Source organism: Streptomyces sp. NPDC016640, assembly GCF_043076215.1.
In the GTDB taxonomy this organism is placed as follows: Bacteria; Actinomycetota; Actinomycetes; order Streptomycetales; family Streptomycetaceae; genus Streptomyces.
In genome coordinates this window covers 144,908-160,407 of the sequence record NZ_JBIBRG010000009.1, presented here as the reverse complement: position 1 = coordinate 160,407, position 15,500 = coordinate 144,908, and the positions used below count along the sequence as shown (strand labels likewise).

Below are 15,500 nucleotides of genomic sequence, written 5' to 3'. Positions count from 1 at the left end.
CCGAGAGCGAAAGGTCCAGTATCCTGGCTCTTCGGTCGCGCGTACGTACGCGGCCCGTGCTGCCCGGGAACACCGCACCGCAGCGCTCCTCTGAGCTCGAAGACCGAAAGCAGGAATGGCCCTGAACGCCCGCCTCGACCACCGCAACCCCCTCGTGTTCGACACGCACGAGCTGGGGCGGCGGCCCGGTGCGCTGCAGCGCCTGAACCGCACGGTCGACGCCCCCAAGGACTTCGGGGTCCAGGGGGTCGTCGGAGTGCCGGAAGGCGTTCCGGTGGAACTCGACCTCAGGCTCGAGTCGGTCATGGAAGGTGTGCTCGTCACAGGCACCGCCCGTGCGACGGCCCGGGGGGAGTGCGTAAGGTGTCTGGAGCCGCTGGAGCTGGAGCTCGAAGCGGACTTCCAGGAGATGTTCTCGTACCCTGACGCCGACGACCGGGGCCGCGTGATCGCGGAACCGGGCGACGACGCCGAGGACGACGAGGACAGGCTCTTCATCGAGGACGGTCTGTTCGACCTCGAGCCCGTGCTGCGCGATGCGGTGGTGCTCGCACTGCCGATGCAGCCGGTGTGCCGGGAAGACTGCCCGGGTCTGTGCTCCGACTGCGGAGCACGGCTCGCCGACGACCCGGACCACCACCATGACGCCGTCGACATCCGTTGGGCGGCACTGCAGGGACTCGCCGGCACCATGAAGGACGGCGAGAAGGACGAGATGAGCGGCGCCGAACCGGACGTCGACGAGAAGCAGGAGAAGTAGCCGTGGCTGTTCCGAAGCGGAAGATGTCGCGCAGCAACACGCGCCACCGCCGGTCGCAGTGGAAGGCTGCGGTCCCCACCCTGGTTGCGTGCGAGCGCTGCCACGAGCCCAAGCAGCAGCACATCGCGTGCCCGTCTTGCGGCACTTACAACAAGCGCCAGGTCCTCGAGGTCTGAGCGGCTGGTGAGAGGCACTGTGTCCACGCCGAAGAAAAACCCCGCGGACAACCAGGCCTCGTCCCACACGCTTCTGGAAGGGCGGCTCGGCTACCAGGTCGAGTCCGCCCTTCTGGTGCGAGCGCTGACCCACCGCAGCTACGCGTACGAGAACGGCGGTCTGCCGACGAACGAGCGGCTGGAGTTCCTCGGGGACTCCGTGCTCGGCCTCGTCGTCACGGACACGCTGTACCGCACCCACCCCGACCTGCCCGAAGGCCAGCTGGCCAAGTTGCGGGCCGCGGTGGTCAACTCGCGTGCGCTGGCGGAAGTGGGCCGCGGGCTCGAACTGGGCTCCTTCATCCGGCTCGGCCGCGGTGAAGAGGGCACGGGCGGCCGGGACAAGGCATCCATCCTCGCCGACACCCTGGAAGCGGTGATCGGCGCCGTCTATCTCGACCAGGGCCTGGGCTCGGCGGCGGAGCTGGTGCACCGCCTGTTCGACCCGCTGATCGAGAAGTCCTCGAACCTCGGTGCCGGCCTGGACTGGAAGACCAGTCTCCAGGAGCTGACCGCGACCGAAGGGCTCGGCGTGCCCGAGTACCTGGTCACGGAGACCGGCCCCGACCACGAGAAGACCTTCACTGCTGCCGCCCGCGTCGGAGGCGTCTCGTACGGCACCGGCACCGGCCGCAGCAAGAAGGAGGCGGAGCAGCAGGCCGCCGAGTCCGCCTGGCGCGCCATCAAGGCCGCGGCGGACGAGCGCGCCAAGGCGGCCGCCGAAGCCGAGGAGGTCGTCGCCGCCGCCGAAGCCCAAGCCTCCCTCAGGAGCGCCGGTGCCGAAGCCGAAGCCTCCGTCAGGAGCGCCGACGCCGAAGCCGAAGCCGAAGCCTCCGTCAGGAGCGCCGGTGCCGAAGCCGAAGCCTCCGTCAGGAGCGCCGACGCCCCGTCGGCCTCCGCCTGACGAACAGAGCGACCCGAGCGCCCGCCCCGACCCGGGGCGGGCGCTCGGCGCTCGTATCCCGGTCCTTGGAGGGGAACATGCCCGAGCTGCCCGAGGTCGAGGTCGTACGGCGCGGACTCCAGCGGTGGGTCGCCCACCGGACCGTCGCCGCGGCCGAGGTGCTGCACCCGCGCGCGGTGCGCCGTCACCTCGCCGGCGCCGACGACTTCGCACGCCGGCTCGAGGGCCACCGCGTCGGCGTCCCCAGCCGCCGCGGGAAGTACCTCTGGCTGCCGCTGGAGGACACGGACCAGTCGGTGCTGGCCCACCTCGGCATGAGCGGCCAGCTGCTGGTCCAGCCGCACACGGCACCCGACGAGAAGCACCTGCGCGTCCGCGTCCGCTTCACGGACGCCCTGGACACCGAGCTGCGCTTCGTCGACCAGCGCACCTTCGGCGGGCTGTCGCTGCACGACAACACCCCCGACGGCCTGCCCGACGTCATCGCGCACATCGCCCGGGACCCCCTCGACCCGCTCTTCGACGACGAGGCCTTCCACCACGCGCTGCGCCGCAAGCGGACCACCATCAAGCGGGCCCTGCTCGACCAGTCACTGATCAGCGGCGTCGGCAACATCTACGCCGACGAGGCGCTGTGGCGGGCCCGCGTCCACTACGAGCGCCCGACGTCCGGCTTCACCCGCCCGCGCACCCTGCTCCTGCTGGGGCACGTCCGGGACGTCATGAACGCGGCTCTCGCGGTGGGCGGCACCAGCTTCGACAGCCTGTACGTCAACGTCAACGGCGAGTCCGGCTACTTCGACCGGTCCCTGGACGCCTACGGCCGCGAGGGCCTGCCCTGCCGCCGCTGCGGTACGCCGATGCGCCGGCGGGCGTGGATGAACCGCTCCAGCTGCTTCTGCCCGAGGTGTCAGCGGGCGCCGCGCGTCCCGTCGTAGCGCTCACGCGCCCGGAGCACCGTCTCCATACTGCCCTCGACGCAGTGGATGAGGGACAGCAGGCGCTCGGCCACCTCATGGCCCAGCGGGGTGAGTTCGTAGTCCACCCGGGGCGGGTTGGTCGGCTGGGCCTCGCGGTGCACCAGCCCGTCACGCTCCAGCGCGTGCAGCGTCTGGGACAGCATCTTCTCACTGACGCCGTCGACCCGGCGGCGCAGCTCGTTGAACCGGAGCGAGCCCTCGTGCAGCGCGCCCAGGGTGAGCGCGCCCCAGCGTCCCGTCACGTGTTCCAGCGTGCCGCGGGAGGGGCACGCCTTGGCGAACACGTTGAAGGGGAGTTCCTGTCCCTCCGGGCGCCGCTGCGTGGTGGCCATACGGGAAGCCTACGTCAGCGCAGCGCTGACCGACAGGTTGCGCTGACCACAAGTCAGCGCAACCCGCGGACTGCCGTCGCCTGCCGCTAGAAGCCGAAGTTCTGGGTCCACCAGGGGCCGCCCGGGCCCATGTGGACGCCCACACCCAGCGTGGTGAAGTCGCAGTTCAGTATGTTCGCCTTGTGGCCGGGGCTGTTCATCCAGGCCTCCATCACGGCCTCGGCGTCGGCCTGGCCGCGGGCTATGTTCTCGCCGCCGAGGTTGCCGACGCCTGCCGTCCTGGCCCTGTCCCACGGGGTGTCGCCGTCGGGGTCGGTGTGGTCGAAGAAGTCCCGCTGGGCCATGTCGGCGCTGAACGCCGTGGCCAGGTCGGTCAGCGCGCCGTCCGCGGCGACCGGCCCGCACCCCGCCTTGGCCCGCTCCGCGTTGACCAGCCTGAGCACCTCGGCTCCGGCGGCGGCCTCCGCCGGCACGTTCGCCGGGCTGCTGGTCCGCTGTTCCGGCTCCGGCGCGGCCTCGCGGGTCGGCGTGCTCTGCGCCGTCCCGCTCCGGGCCGCCTCGGTCTCCTTCTTCTCCGGCTTCCTCTCGGGCGTCTTCGCCGGCTCCGCGGACGTGGAGGCCGACGCGGACGGCTTCGGCGAGGCCGAGCGCCCGGTACCGCTGTTCGCCGGGGTGCCGGCGTCGCGTTCCCGGGCCTCGGCGCTGCCGGATGTGCCGCCCTGCTCGCTGGGCAGGCTGGTCGGGGTGTCCCCGGCCTGCACCGTGTCGCCGGAGGTGCTGTCGCCGCCGAGCTTGTAGTTCTCCAGACCGGGCACCGCGCCCGTGGCCACCGCGACCGTGCCGAGGGCCACCGCGGCGGAGACCCCGAGCAGACCGGTGCGGACCGGTGCCGCGGCCCTCTTCCTGCGGCGCCGTCCACCGGCGCCCCGGGCGCCCTCGTCGGGCGCGAAGCCGTCGTCCGGGAAACCGCCGCCGGCGAAGGCGTGACCGGGCCGGTCCCCGCCCGTCGAGAAGCCGCCGCCCGGGAAACCGCCCCGGGTGAAGTCGTACTCGGCGCGGTGACCGGCGCCGTCGTCCGTCGCGTAGAGGTACGCCTCGCTCCTCGCGTACGTCTCGGCGTAGGCCTCAGGGTTCAGATACGGCGCTATGCCCATCGCGGGCGGCCCGTCCGCCCGGTCGTTCAGCGGGTCGGGGCTGCCGTCGCAGGGGCCGTCGTGGTGAGTGGCCCCGGTGGCGCGGCCCGTGGCGGCGCGGCCGGCGGCGGAGCGTCGGTGGCGTCCCAATGTCCTGGCCTTCCTCGTCCTTGCGGTCGACTCGTCCTGGCGACCACCCGAAACTCGATGATCACGAAACTCACACGAAGGAGTGAGTTTCATATGAGATTCATGGAGGGGGACGCTACCGCATGGCGCCGGGGGAGGGAGTGCCCCGAGTGACATTGTCCGGTTAGGTTGCAGCCATGAGCGAGGAAGTGCGACTGGTCGCCTGGGTACGCGGGCGTGTCCAGGGTGTGGGTTTCCGCTGGTTCACGCGGGCCAGGGCGCTGGAGATCGGCGGCCTGAGTGGTTTTGCCCTCAACCTGGACGACGGCCGGGTCCAGGTGGTCGCCGAGGGCTCCCGCGAACGCTGCGAAGGACTGCTCGACTGGCTCCAGGCCGGCGACACGCCCGGGTGTGTGGACGGAGTCACCGAGATCTGGGACACACCTCGCGGCGGCTACGACGGCTTCGCCATCCGCTGACCCCGCCCCCGCCGGCAGGCCCCACCGCCCCGCAACGGCCCGCGCGGGGGGCCCGCCGCGAAGAAAACGTCCTGGTGATTGCCGACGGAGGCTTGCCGTGGGCGACGCCGGCCGCCAAGATGATCGTCACGTCCCGAGGACCCGCAGGAGTCTCGGCGCCGCCGTTTCCCGGCCGTGCGCGCCCGGTAGTCCGCCAATACGGGGCGTGATCGTGTTGACCCTCAAACTTTTTGGTGAGACGCTGAAAGCCCCGCGCACCTCAGCTGTTTGGCATGGCTGAACGGCAGCACGACTCCAGGCCTGTCAAACACCGCGGGTGCGAATCCCTCACGACCCACACCGCATCGGTCGGTCACTCATTGTGGAGGACCATCCATCATGGCAAAGGCGCTTCTCGGTTACGTCGGCGGCTCCGACCCGCGACTCCTCGCCGAGATGCGACGGCTCCAGAAGCGCGTACAGGACCTGGAATCCGAGCTCGTACGGATCCAGGCGGAGAAGGACGCGCTGGCGGCTGCCGCTTCTCACGACAGGATCATGGAGAGCGTTGACGCACACCAGGCGGAGCCTGCGCTCACCTGATCACTGCATCGCTCCACGAACAGCTCAGCAGTGGTCGGGCCCGCCCGTCACCACCGCCAAGCAGTCAGAAGTGCAAGGGACGCCCCCGGCGTCCCTTCTTTCTTTCTCCTCCGCGTCCTCGCCCCCCACGCGCCGGGCTCCGCGTCCCGCGCGTCCTTTCACCCTCTTCACCGTCTGGTGTGCCCTGCGCGTTCACCCGCGAAACCGTACGTTCATGGAGTGAGACATGGCCGGCGGGTAGAGTCCGGCGGCGTGCACCTCAAGGCCCTGACCCTCCGCGGCTTCAAGTCGTTCGCCTCGGCGACCACGCTCCGGTTCGAACCGGGCATCACCTGCGTCGTGGGCCCGAACGGTTCGGGCAAGTCCAACGTCGTGGACGCGCTCAGCTGGGTCATGGGGGAGCAGGGCGCCAAGTCGCTGCGCGGCGGCAAGATGGAGGACGTCATCTTCGCCGGCACCACCGGCCGCCCGCCGCTGGGCCGTGCCGAGGTGTCGCTGACCATCGACAACTCCGACGGTGCCCTCCCCATCGAGTACGCCGAGGTCACCATCACGCGGATCATGTTCCGCAACGGTGGCAGCGAGTACCAGATCAACGGCGACACGTGCCGTCTCCTCGACATCCAGGAACTGCTCTCCGACTCCGGCATCGGCCGTGAGATGCACGTCATCGTCGGCCAGGGCCAGCTCGACTCCGTGCTGCACGCCGACCCCATGGGCCGCCGCGCCTTCATCGAGGAGGCCGCCGGCGTCCTCAAGCACCGCAAGCGCAAGGAGAAGGCGCTGCGCAAGCTCGACGCGATGCAGGCCAACCTCGCCCGCGTGCAGGACCTCACGGACGAGCTCCGGCGCCGGCTCAAGCCCCTCGGCCGCCAGGCCGCGGCCGCGCGCCGGGCCGCCGTCATCCAGGCCGACCTGCGCGACGCCCGGCTGCGCCTGCTCGCCGACGACCTCGTACGGCTGCGCGAGGCGCTGCAGGCGGAGATCGCCGACGAGGCCGCCCTCAAGGAGCGCAAGGAAGCGGCCGAGACCGAGCTGAGGAAGGCCCTCCAGCGCGAGGGCCTGCTGGAGGACCGGGTACGACGGCTCACCCCGCGGCTGCACAGCGCCCAGCAGACCTGGTACGAGCTCTCCCAGCTCGCCGAGCGGGTGCGCGGCACCATCTCGCTGGCCGACGCGCGGGTGAAGAGCGCGACCTCCGCGCCCCCCGAGGAGCGACGCGGCCGGGACCCCGAGGACATGGAGCGCGAGGCCGCCCGGATCCGTGAGCAGGAGGCGGAACTGCAGGCCGCTCTGGAGGCGGCCGAACGCGCCCTGGAGGACACCGTCGCCCACCGCGCGGAGCTGGAACGCGAACTCGCCCACGAGGAACGGCGTCTGAAGGACGCCGCGCGGGCGATCGCCGACCGGCGCGAAGGGCTGGCCCGGCTCAAGGGGCAGGTCGGCGCGGCCCGTTCGCGAGCCGCCGCCGCGCAGGCCGAGATCGAGCGCCTGGCCGCCGCCCGTGACGAGGCCCGGGAACGGGCCGTCACCGCCCAGGAGGAGTACGAGTCCCTCCGGGCCGAGGTCGACGGCCTCGACGCGGGGGACGCGGAACTCGGCTCGCGGCACGAGACGGCCAGGCGGCGGCTGGCCGAGGCCGAGACGGCCCTCACCGCCGCCCGCGAGGCGGCCACCGCCGCCGAACGCAGGCGCGCGGCGACCCAGGCCCGCCACGAGGCCCTCGCCCTGGGCCTGCGCCGCAAGGACGGCACCGGCGCGCTGCTCGCCGCGAAGGACCGGCTCTCCGGACTCCTCGGACCCGCCGCCGGACTCCTCACCGTGACCCCCGGCCACGAGACCGCGCTGGCCGCGGCCTTCGGCACCGCCGCCGACGCCCTCGCCGTCGCCACCCCGTCCGCCGCCGCAGACGCCATCCGCCTCCTGCGCAAACAGGACGCGGGCCGGGCGGCTCTGCTCCTCACGGGGGCCCCGGACGACGTGGCGCCGGACGGGCGCGCCGACGGACCGAACGGGGCGCGTGCGGAGGGGCCGCCCCGCGCCGCCGACCTGGTGCGCGGGCCCGCCGAGCTCATGCCCGCGGTGCGCCGGCTGCTGCGGGGCATCGTCGTCGTCGGCACCCTGGAGGATGCCGAGGAGCTGGTGTACGCGCGGCCCGAGCTGACGGCCGTGACCGCCGAAGGCGACCTGCTGGGCGCGCACTTCGCGCACGGCGGGTCCGCCGGGGCGCCGAGCCTGCTCGAGGTGCAGGCGTCCGTGGACGAGGCCGCCGCCGAACTGGACGAGCTGGCCGTGCGGTGCGAGGAGCTGGCCGAGGCGCAGGAGGCGGCGGCCGGGCACCGCCGGGAGTGCGCGGCGCTCGTCGAGGAACTGGGCGAGCGGCGCCGGGCGGCCGACCGGGAGAAGTCCTCCGTCGCCCAGCAGCTCGGCCGGCTCGCCGGGCAGGCGCGCGGCGCCGCCGGGGAGGCCGAGCGGGCGGACGCCGCCGCGGCCCGGGCGCAGGAGGCCCTCGACGCGGCGCTCACCGACGTCGAGGAACTCGCCGAACGACTCGCGGTCGCGCAGGAGAGTGCCCCCTTCGGGGAAGGGGCGGAGGAGCCCGACACCTCGGTGCGCGACCGGCTCGCCGCCGACGGCGCCAACGCCCGCCAGACCGAGATGGAGGCCCGCCTCCAGCTCCGTACGCACGAGGAGCGGGCCAAGGGGCTCGCCGGACGGGCCGACTCCCTGGACCGGGCGGCCCGTGCGGAACGGGAGGCACGCGCGCGTGCCGAACAGCGCGGGGCCCGGCTGCGTCACGAGGCCGCCGTCGCCGGCGCCGTCGCCTCCGGCGCCCGGCAGCTGCTCGCGCACGTCGAGGTCTCCGTGGCCCGCGCCGACGGGGAACGGGGCGCCGCCGAGGCGGCCAAGGCCCGGGGCGAGCAGGAACTGGCGCGCGCCCGCACCGAGGGGCGCGATCTCAAGGCGGAACTCGACAAGCTGACGGATTCGGTTCACCGGGGCGAGGTACTCGGCGCCGAGAAGCGGCTGCGGATGGAGCAGCTGGAGACCAGGGCGCTGGAGGAACTGGGTGTCGAGCCGGCAGGGCTGGTGGCGGAGTACGGCCCGCACCAGCCGGTGCCGTCCTCGCCCCCCGCCGACGGCGAACCGCTGCCGGAGGCCGGCTCCCACAGCGGCTCCGCCGCGGAGGAGCACCCGCGTGACAGGCCCCGCCCCTTCGTGCGGGCCGAGCAGGAGAAGCGCCTGAAGGCCGCCGAACGCGCCTACCAGCAGCTCGGCAAGGTGAACCCGCTCGCCCTGGAGGAGTTCGCGGCACTGGAGGAACGCCACCAGTTCCTCGGCGAGCAGCTGGAGGACCTGAAGAAGACCCGCGCGGACCTGCTCCAGGTCGTCAAGGAGGTCGACGAGCGCGTCGAGCAGGTCTTCACCGAGGCCTACCGGGACACGGCCCGCGAGTTCGAGGGCGTCTTCTCCCGGCTCTTCCCCGGTGGTGAGGGACGCCTGGTGCTGACCGACCCCGACGACATGCTCACCACGGGCGTGGACGTCGAGGCGCGTCCGCCGGGCAAGAAGGTCAAGCGGCTGTCGCTGCTCTCGGGCGGTGAGCGGTCACTGACCGCCGTGGCGATGCTCGTGTCGATCTTCAAGGCGCGGCCCAGTCCGTTCTACGTCATGGACGAGGTCGAGGCCGCCCTCGACGACACCAACCTCCAGCGGCTGATCCGGATCATGCAGGAGCTGCAGGAGGCCTCCCAGCTGATCGTGATCACGCACCAGAAGCGGACCATGGAGGTCGCCGACGCGCTCTACGGCGTCTCCATGCAGGGCGACGGCGTGTCCAAGGTCATCAGCCAGCGTCTGCGCTGAACCTTCAATTCATGAACGCAATCTCTCCTTTTTTGTGTCTCGGAACTCACATGACTCGGCCTATTGACTTCAATAGTTGAAGGCATATTCTCTGAAACGTTGTTTTCACCTTCAGGTACCTTCAGCTGGACCTCGAAGGGCTGACCCCCCATCCGGCGACGTTGCCGGTGGCCCGAGGAGTACACGTGACCAGCACCGCGCAGGCACAACAGTCAGGAGCCGGGACGGCTCACCCCGAACATCTCGGGCATGTCGTCTTCATCGCGGCGGCGGCCGCCATGGGCGGTTTCCTCTTCGGCTACGACAGCTCCGTGATCAACGGTGCCGTCGAGGCCATCCGCGACCGCTACGACATCGGCTCCGCCGCGCTCGCCCAGGTCATCGCCGTCGCCCTGATCGGCTGTGCCGTCGGCGCCGCGACCGCCGGCCGGATAGCCGACCGCATCGGCCGCATCCGGTGCATGCAGATCGCCGCCGTCCTGTTCACCGTCAGCGCCGTCGGCTCCGCGCTGCCCTTCTCGCTGTACGACCTCGCCTTCTGGCGCGTCGTCGGCGGCTTCGCCATCGGCATGGCCTCCGTCATCGGCCCGGCCTACATCGCCGAGGTCGCCCCGCCCGCCTACCGCGGCCGGCTCGGCTCCTTCCAGCAGGCCGCGATCGTGGTCGGCATCGCGGTGTCGCAGCTGGTCAACTGGGGCATCCTGAACGCCGCCGACGGCGACCAGCGCGGTGAGCTCCTGGGCCTGGAGGCCTGGCAGCTGATGCTCGGCGTCATGGTCGTCCCCGCCGTCCTCTACGGCCTGCTCTCCTTCGTCATCCCCGAGTCGCCGCGCTACCTGATCTCCGTCGGCAAGCACGAGCGCGCCCGGCGGATCCTCGAAGAGGTCGAGGGCAAGGACCTCGACCTCGACGCCCGCGTCACCGAGATCGAGACGGCGATGCACCGCGAGGAGAAGTCCAGCTTCAAGGACCTGCTCGGCGGGAGCTTCCTCTTCAAGCCGATCGTCTGGATCGGCATCGGCCTGTCGGTGTTCCAGCAGTTCGTCGGCATCAACGTCGCGTTCTACTACTCGGCGACGCTGTGGCAGTCGGTCGGCGTCGACCCGGCGGACTCCTTCCTCTACTCCTTCACCACGTCGATCATCAACATCGTCGGCACCGTCATCGCGATGATCTTCGTCGACCGCATCGGCCGCAGGCCGCTCGCGATCATCGGTTCCGTCGGCATGGTGATCGGCCTCGCGCTGGAGGCCTGGGCGTTCTCCTTCGACCTGGTCGACGGCAAGCTCCCCGAGACCCAGGGCTGGATCGCCCTGGTCGCCGCCCACGTCTTCGTCCTCTTCTTCGCCCTGTCGTGGGGTGTGGTCGTCTGGGTCATGCTCGGCGAGATGTTCCCCAACCGGATCCGCGCCGCCGCCCTGGGCGTCGCCGCCGCCGCGCAGTGGATCGCCAACTGGGCCATCACCGCGAGCTTCCCCTCGCTGGCCGACTGGAACCTGTCGGTCACCTACGTGATCTACACGGTCTGCGCCGCGCTCTCCATCCCGTTCGTCCTGAAGTTCGTGAAGGAGACGAAGGGCAAGTCACTGGAGGAGATGGGCTGAGCCAACAGCCCCCGGACCCGGGGAGAAGGGCCCGGTCCCCGCTGCCCCTCTCCTCGTACCCCCCACCCGCCGCCCCGGCTCGGGCCACCGCCCGAGCCGGGGCGGCGGCACGTTCTCCCCGCGCCTGCGGCCCGGGCTTGTCCGGGTGACGGGCCCGGGGGCGGTGGCGCCTGCTCCCGGGGCCCGCCTCCGGGACCTGACCGTCTGGCCGGTCGGAGGGTGGTGGCGGCGCGGGTTTCCGGGGCCTCCCGGTCCCGGGTCCGCCCGTCCGGCGGTCGGGGCGGTGGCGCCTGCTCCCGGGAGCAGGCACCCGGGCCTGCCCGCGCCGCGGCCGGGCGCTCCCCGAGGGGCGCGGCCGGCCGCGGCGCCCCGTGACCGGGCGGCCGTGCGGCGGACATCGCGTGACGGGGTGTCAGGCCGGCCGGCCGTCCGCGCCACGCGGCGCCCGGCACGGGTCGCCATCGGGGCGGCCGGGAGTCCATGGCCGATACTGGACGCGTTATGGACATCGTCATCCTTGTTGTAGTCATCGCCGTGGTCGCGGTCGTCGCGCTCGGCGGGCTCATCGTCGGCAGCCGGCGCAAGAAGCCGCTGCCCCCGCCGCCGCCCGTCGCGCCCGACATCACCGCCCCACCGGCCGAGCCGCACGTCGGCGAAGAGGCCGAGACGCCGCGGGAGGAACCGCGGCGCACCATCGAGGAGGTTGATCTTCCGGCGGGCGCGGGCCCCGTCGTCATCGAGGAGCCGCCCGCCGCGGAAGCTCCCGTCATCGAGATCCCGGAGCCCACCGCGGGCCGGCTGATCCGGCTGCGCGCCCGGCTCTCCCGATCGCAGAACGCCCTGGGCAAGGGCCTGCTCACCCTGCTGTCCCGCGAGCACCTGGACGAGGACACCTGGGAGGAGATCGAGGACACCCTGCTCACCGCCGACGTCGGTGTGCAGCCCACCCAGGAACTGGTCGACCGGCTGCGCGAGCGCGTGCGGGTGCTCGGCACCCGCACCCCCGAGGAGCTGCGCGGACTGCTCCGCGAGGAGCTGGTCACGCTGGTCGACCCGGCCATGGACCGCACCGTGCACACCGAGAACGCCGCCGGCGGACCCGGCATCGTGATGGTCGTCGGTGTCAACGGCACCGGCAAGACCACCACCACCGGCAAGCTCGCCCGGGTGCTGGTGGCCGACGGCAACACCGTCGTGCTCGGCGCCGCCGACACCTTCCGCGCCGCCGCCGCCGACCAGCTGCAGACCTGGGGCGAGCGGGTCGGCGCCCACGTCGTGCGCGGCCCGGAGGGCGGTGACCCGGCCTCCGTCGCGTTCGACGCGGTCAAGGAGGGCAAGGAGATGGCTGCCGACGCGGTGCTCATCGACACCGCCGGCCGGCTGCACACCAAGACCGGCCTCATGGACGAGCTCGGCAAGGTCAAGCGGGTCGTGGAGAAGCAGGCTCCGCTGGACGAGGTGCTGCTCGTGCTCGACGCCACCACCGGTCAGAACGGTCTCGTCCAGGCCCGGGTGTTCGCCGAGGTCGTCGACATCACCGGCATCGTGCTCACCAAGCTGGACGGCACGGCCAAGGGCGGCATCGTCATCGCCGTCCAGCGCGAACTGGGTGTGCCGGTCAAGCTGATCGGCCTGGGCGAGGGCGCGGACGACCTGGCGCCGTTCGAGCCGGAGGCGTTCGTGGACGCCCTCATCGGGGAGTGACGTCCGGCGCCGCGGACACATCCGGCAGACGCGAGGAAGCGCCCGCCCCCGAACCGGTCGGGGGACGGGCGCTTCGCCGTGCCGCGTACTCGGATGCCTCCGGGAACCCGGCGCCGCGGCACTGTGCCCCCGACCGGTGTGCCACGTACGCCAGGGTGCCCAGCAGCAGCCGGGCCTCGGGCGGCCGGGACGCCGAGTCCAGGGCGGGGGAGCGAAGCCAGCGCACCGGGCCCAGGCCGCCCCGGTCGGACGGCGGCGCCGTGATGTGCGCACCGGGTCCCAGGCCGCGCAGGTCCAGGGCGCCCGGGTCGTCCCAGCCCATGCGGTAGAGCAGCTCCGGCAGCACGGCGGCGGCACCGGGGGCGACGAAGAACTGGGCGCGGCCGTCCGGGGTGGCGGCGACCGGGCCGACCGGCAGGCCCATGCGCTCCAGCCGGCCCAGGGCGTGGCACCCGGCCGGTTCGGCGATCTCGATCACGTCGAACGCCCGCCCGACCGGCAGCATCACCGAGGCCCCCGGGAACGCGGACCAGATCCCGGTCACCTCGTCCAGCGGCGCCCCGGCGCGGATCACCGGCGCGAGGTCCAGCGGATGCGCGCCCGGTGCCCGGCAGCCGGCACGGCCGCAGGAGCACGCGCCCGCGGCGGCCCGGACGCCCGGCACCACGTCCCAGCCCCACAGTCCCGTGTACTCCGCCACGGCGGTGCCGTCCGACGAGCGGCCGCGGCGGCGCGAGCCGGACCGGATGTCGCGGATGCCCCGACCGATGGCGATCGTGAAGACCATGCCCCCTCCAACGGGTCCGACACACCGGCGGTTACGCAGCGGACGCGGAACGTGACTCTGTGTTTCCGGCTTCCCCGCACCGTTCCGCCCAACCGGCGCCGTGCGGTGCCCGGGGTGGTACGTCCGGCGATGCGCGCCCCTGTGCGCGTCGGTGCGTCCACTCTTGGCCGTCCTGTGTCAAGTGAATCGCGCCTCGACCACGGTGAGTTCATTCGAAGGGGTGGCGAATGGTGGCGATTGCGATTCCGCCATGGTGAGACGGGTGATCGTAGGGTTACTTTGTGTGCACGGCTTCTTGGGGCACATGCACTCGTGGGTATGCCGGAGGCAACTCGGCTGTCCGTTCGAAGGGTGGTAACCGCCGGACGGGCGGCCTCGACAACCGGCATTCTGATAGGGCTTGGCGCACTCGGCGACAAGTGGTCTTCAGGGATGGGGGCGTTCCAGTGAGCGGCAACGGCGGTGGCGGGACGAATGCTGCGGGCGGGGAGAAACGCCCGAACGGGCTGCTCGCCTCGTGGTTCGTCCGCAGCGGCTGGTCCAAGGGTGAACTCGCCCGCCAGGTCAACCGCCGGGCACGCCAGTTGGGCGCCAACCACATCTCCACCGACACCTCTCGGGTGCGCCGCTGGCTGGACGGGGAGAACCCGCGCGAGCCGATCCCCAGAATCCTGTCCGAGCTCTTCTCCGAACGCTTCGGCGTCGTCGTCTCCGTCGAGGACCTGGGCCTGCGCACCACCCGCCCGGCACCCTCGGTGACCGGGGTCGACCTCCCCTGGACGGGCCCGCAGACCGTGGCCCTGCTCAGCGAGTTCTCGCGCAGCGACCTGATGCTGGCGCGGCGCGGCTTCCTCGGGAGCTCGCTGGCCCTCTCCGCGGGCCCGTCCCTCATCGAGCCCATGCAGCGCTGGCTCGTCCCCGCCCCGTCCGCCGCGCACTCCCGGCCCGAACCCGAGCCGGTGTCCTCCTCCGCGCGCGCCCGGGGCCGGCTGTCCGGGCCGGAGCTGGACCTGCTCGAGACCACGACCGTGATGTTCCGGCAGTGGGACGCCCAGTGCGGCGGCGGCCTGCGCCGCAAGGCGGTGGTCGGGCAGCTGCACGAGGTGACCGACCTGCTCCAGGAGCCCCAGCCCGAGGCCACCACCCGGCGGCTGTTCAAGGTCGCCGCCGAACTCGCCGAACTGGCCGGCTGGATGTCGTACGACGTCGGGCTGCAGCCCACCGCGCAGAAGTACTTCGTGCTCGCGCTGCACGCCGCCAAGGAAGCCGGTGACCGGCCCCTCGGCTCCTACGTGCTGTCCAGCATGAGCCGGCAGATGATCCACCTCGGCCGGCCCGAGGACGCCCTGGAGCTGATCCACCTCGCCCAGTACGGCAGCCGGGACTGCGCGAGCCCGCGCACCCAGTCCATGCTGTATGCGATGGAGGCCCGGGCCTACGCCAATATGGGACAGCCCAGCCGGTGCAAGCGGGCGGTCCGGATGGCCGAGGACACCTTCGCCGACGCCGACGAGTGGGACGAGCCCGACCCCGACTGGGTCCTCTTCTTCTCCGAGGCCGAGCTGTACGCCGAGAACGCCCACTCCTTCCGCGACCTCGCCTACGTCGCCGGCCGCAGCCCCACCTACGCCTCCCTCGCCGAGCCGCTGATGAGGCGGGCCGTGGAACTGTTCGGCCGGGAGAGCGGCCAGCACCAGCGGTCCTACGCCCTCAACCTGATCGGCATGGCCACGGTCCATCTGCTCCAGCGCGAGCCCGAACAGAGCGCGGTTCTCGCCACCGAGGCCATCACGGCGGCCACGAAAGTCCGTTCCGAGCGCCTCAACACTCGTATCCGAAAGACGGTCGACACGGCCGTACGCGACTTCGGGGATCTCGCCGAAGTCGTCGCCCTCACCGAGCGGCTCGCGATCGAGCTGCCGGAGTCCGCCGAGGCGGTCTGACACCACCGCGCGACCGCCGGGCCCCGGCCGCGGCCGGCCCTCCCGAACTGCCCGACTCGGCTCCCCCCGGGCCAGGTCGAA

Annotated in this window: 12 protein-coding genes and 1 pseudogene; 10 read left to right on the top strand and 3 right to left on the bottom strand. The window is 72.3% G+C overall.

Features of this window, described 5'->3' with window-relative positions; all coding sequences use genetic code 11:
- The first annotated feature begins 115 nt into the window (after window positions 1-115).
- From ACF07S_RS20370 to mutM, 4 genes are all read left to right on the top strand, one after another.
- Window positions 116-760, top strand: coding sequence for a YceD family protein (locus ACF07S_RS20370; protein ID WP_391965450.1), 645 nt, complete (start codon window positions 116-118; stop codon window positions 758-760).
- Window positions 761-762: 2 nt separating this feature from the next.
- The gene (gene rpmF, locus ACF07S_RS20365) at window positions 763-936 is read left to right on the top strand and encodes a 50S ribosomal protein L32 (protein ID WP_003951102.1); all 174 of its coding nucleotides are present in this window, start codon (window positions 763-765) and stop codon (window positions 934-936) included.
- Window positions 937-955: 19 nt separating this feature from the next.
- Window positions 956-1,879 carry a ribonuclease III gene (gene rnc, locus ACF07S_RS20360; protein WP_391974777.1) on the top strand — a complete coding sequence of 308 codons (924 nt, stop codon included), beginning with the start codon at window positions 956-958 and terminating at the stop codon, window positions 1,877-1,879.
- A gap of 77 nt (window positions 1,880-1,956) precedes the next feature.
- Window positions 1,957-2,817 carry a bifunctional DNA-formamidopyrimidine glycosylase/DNA-(apurinic or apyrimidinic site) lyase gene (gene mutM / locus ACF07S_RS20355; RefSeq protein ID WP_391965451.1) on the top strand — a complete coding sequence of 287 codons (861 nt, stop codon included), beginning with the start codon at window positions 1,957-1,959 and terminating at the stop codon, window positions 2,815-2,817.
- On the opposite strand, the gene ACF07S_RS20350 is transcribed toward mutM, so the two are convergent.
- Window positions 2,790-3,191, bottom strand: a complete 402-nt coding sequence (locus ACF07S_RS20350) for a winged helix-turn-helix transcriptional regulator (RefSeq protein ID WP_391965452.1) — start codon at window positions 3,189-3,191, stop codon at window positions 2,790-2,792. The two genes, mutM and ACF07S_RS20350, sit on opposite strands and share 28 nt — an antisense overlap.
- 86 nt (window positions 3,192-3,277) lie before the next feature.
- Window positions 3,278-4,474 (bottom strand): CAP domain-containing protein, encoded by a 1,197-nt coding sequence (locus tag ACF07S_RS20345; protein WP_391965453.1) that lies wholly within the window; start codon window positions 4,472-4,474, stop codon window positions 3,278-3,280.
- Between the two features lie 176 nt (window positions 4,475-4,650).
- On the opposite strand from ACF07S_RS20345, the gene ACF07S_RS20340 reads away from it, so the two are divergent.
- From ACF07S_RS20340 to ftsY, 5 genes are all read left to right on the top strand, one after another.
- The gene (locus ACF07S_RS20340; protein ID WP_391974730.1) at window positions 4,651-4,932 is read left to right on the top strand and encodes an acylphosphatase; all 282 of its coding nucleotides are present in this window, start codon (window positions 4,651-4,653) and stop codon (window positions 4,930-4,932) included.
- Window positions 4,933-5,310: 378 nt separating this feature from the next.
- The gene (locus ACF07S_RS20335) at window positions 5,311-5,514 is read left to right on the top strand and encodes a hypothetical protein (RefSeq protein ID WP_391965455.1); all 204 of its coding nucleotides are present in this window, start codon (window positions 5,311-5,313) and stop codon (window positions 5,512-5,514) included.
- Window positions 5,515-5,766: 252 nt separating this feature from the next.
- The gene (smc, locus tag ACF07S_RS20330; RefSeq protein ID WP_391974729.1) at window positions 5,767-9,381 is read left to right on the top strand and encodes a chromosome segregation protein SMC; all 3,615 of its coding nucleotides are present in this window, start codon (window positions 5,767-5,769) and stop codon (window positions 9,379-9,381) included.
- 185 nt (window positions 9,382-9,566) lie between these two features.
- Complete coding sequence (locus ACF07S_RS20325) at window positions 9,567-10,985, top strand: sugar porter family MFS transporter (RefSeq protein WP_391965457.1); 1,419 nt, start codon at window positions 9,567-9,569, stop codon at window positions 10,983-10,985.
- Window positions 10,986-11,486: 501 nt separating this feature from the next.
- Window positions 11,487-12,689 (top strand): signal recognition particle-docking protein FtsY, encoded by a 1,203-nt coding sequence (gene ftsY / locus ACF07S_RS20320; RefSeq protein WP_391974728.1) that lies wholly within the window; start codon window positions 11,487-11,489, stop codon window positions 12,687-12,689.
- Between the two features lie 124 nt (window positions 12,690-12,813).
- Here the strand turns inward: ftsY and ACF07S_RS20315 are convergent.
- Window positions 12,814-13,476 (bottom strand): annotated as a pseudogene (locus ACF07S_RS20315) (bifunctional DNA primase/polymerase); the annotation flags it as partial.
- 446 nt (window positions 13,477-13,922) lie between these two features.
- Here ACF07S_RS20315 and ACF07S_RS20310 point away from each other — a divergent pair.
- Complete coding sequence (locus ACF07S_RS20310; protein WP_391974727.1) at window positions 13,923-15,419, top strand: hypothetical protein; 1,497 nt, start codon at window positions 13,923-13,925, stop codon at window positions 15,417-15,419.
- Window positions 15,420-15,500: the final 81 nt, after the last annotated feature.

Excerpts from the sequence above, each read along its gene's own strand:
- ACF07S_RS20335 (WP_391965455.1), top strand. The coding sequence starts at position 5,311 with ATGGCAAAGGCGCTTCTCGGTTACGTCGGCGGCTCCGACCCGCGACTC.
- ACF07S_RS20370 (WP_391965450.1), top strand. The coding sequence starts at position 116 with ATGGCCCTGAACGCCCGCCTCGACCACCGCAACCCCCTCGTGTTCGAC.
- ftsY (WP_391974728.1), top strand. The coding sequence starts at position 11,487 with ATGGACATCGTCATCCTTGTTGTAGTCATCGCCGTGGTCGCGGTCGTC.
- mutM (WP_391965451.1), top strand. The coding sequence starts at position 1,957 with ATGCCCGAGCTGCCCGAGGTCGAGGTCGTACGGCGCGGACTCCAGCGG.
- ACF07S_RS20340 (WP_391974730.1), top strand. The coding sequence starts at position 4,651 with ATGAGCGAGGAAGTGCGACTGGTCGCCTGGGTACGCGGGCGTGTCCAG.
- ACF07S_RS20350 (WP_391965452.1), bottom strand. The coding sequence starts at position 3,191 with ATGGCCACCACGCAGCGGCGCCCGGAGGGACAGGAACTCCCCTTCAAC.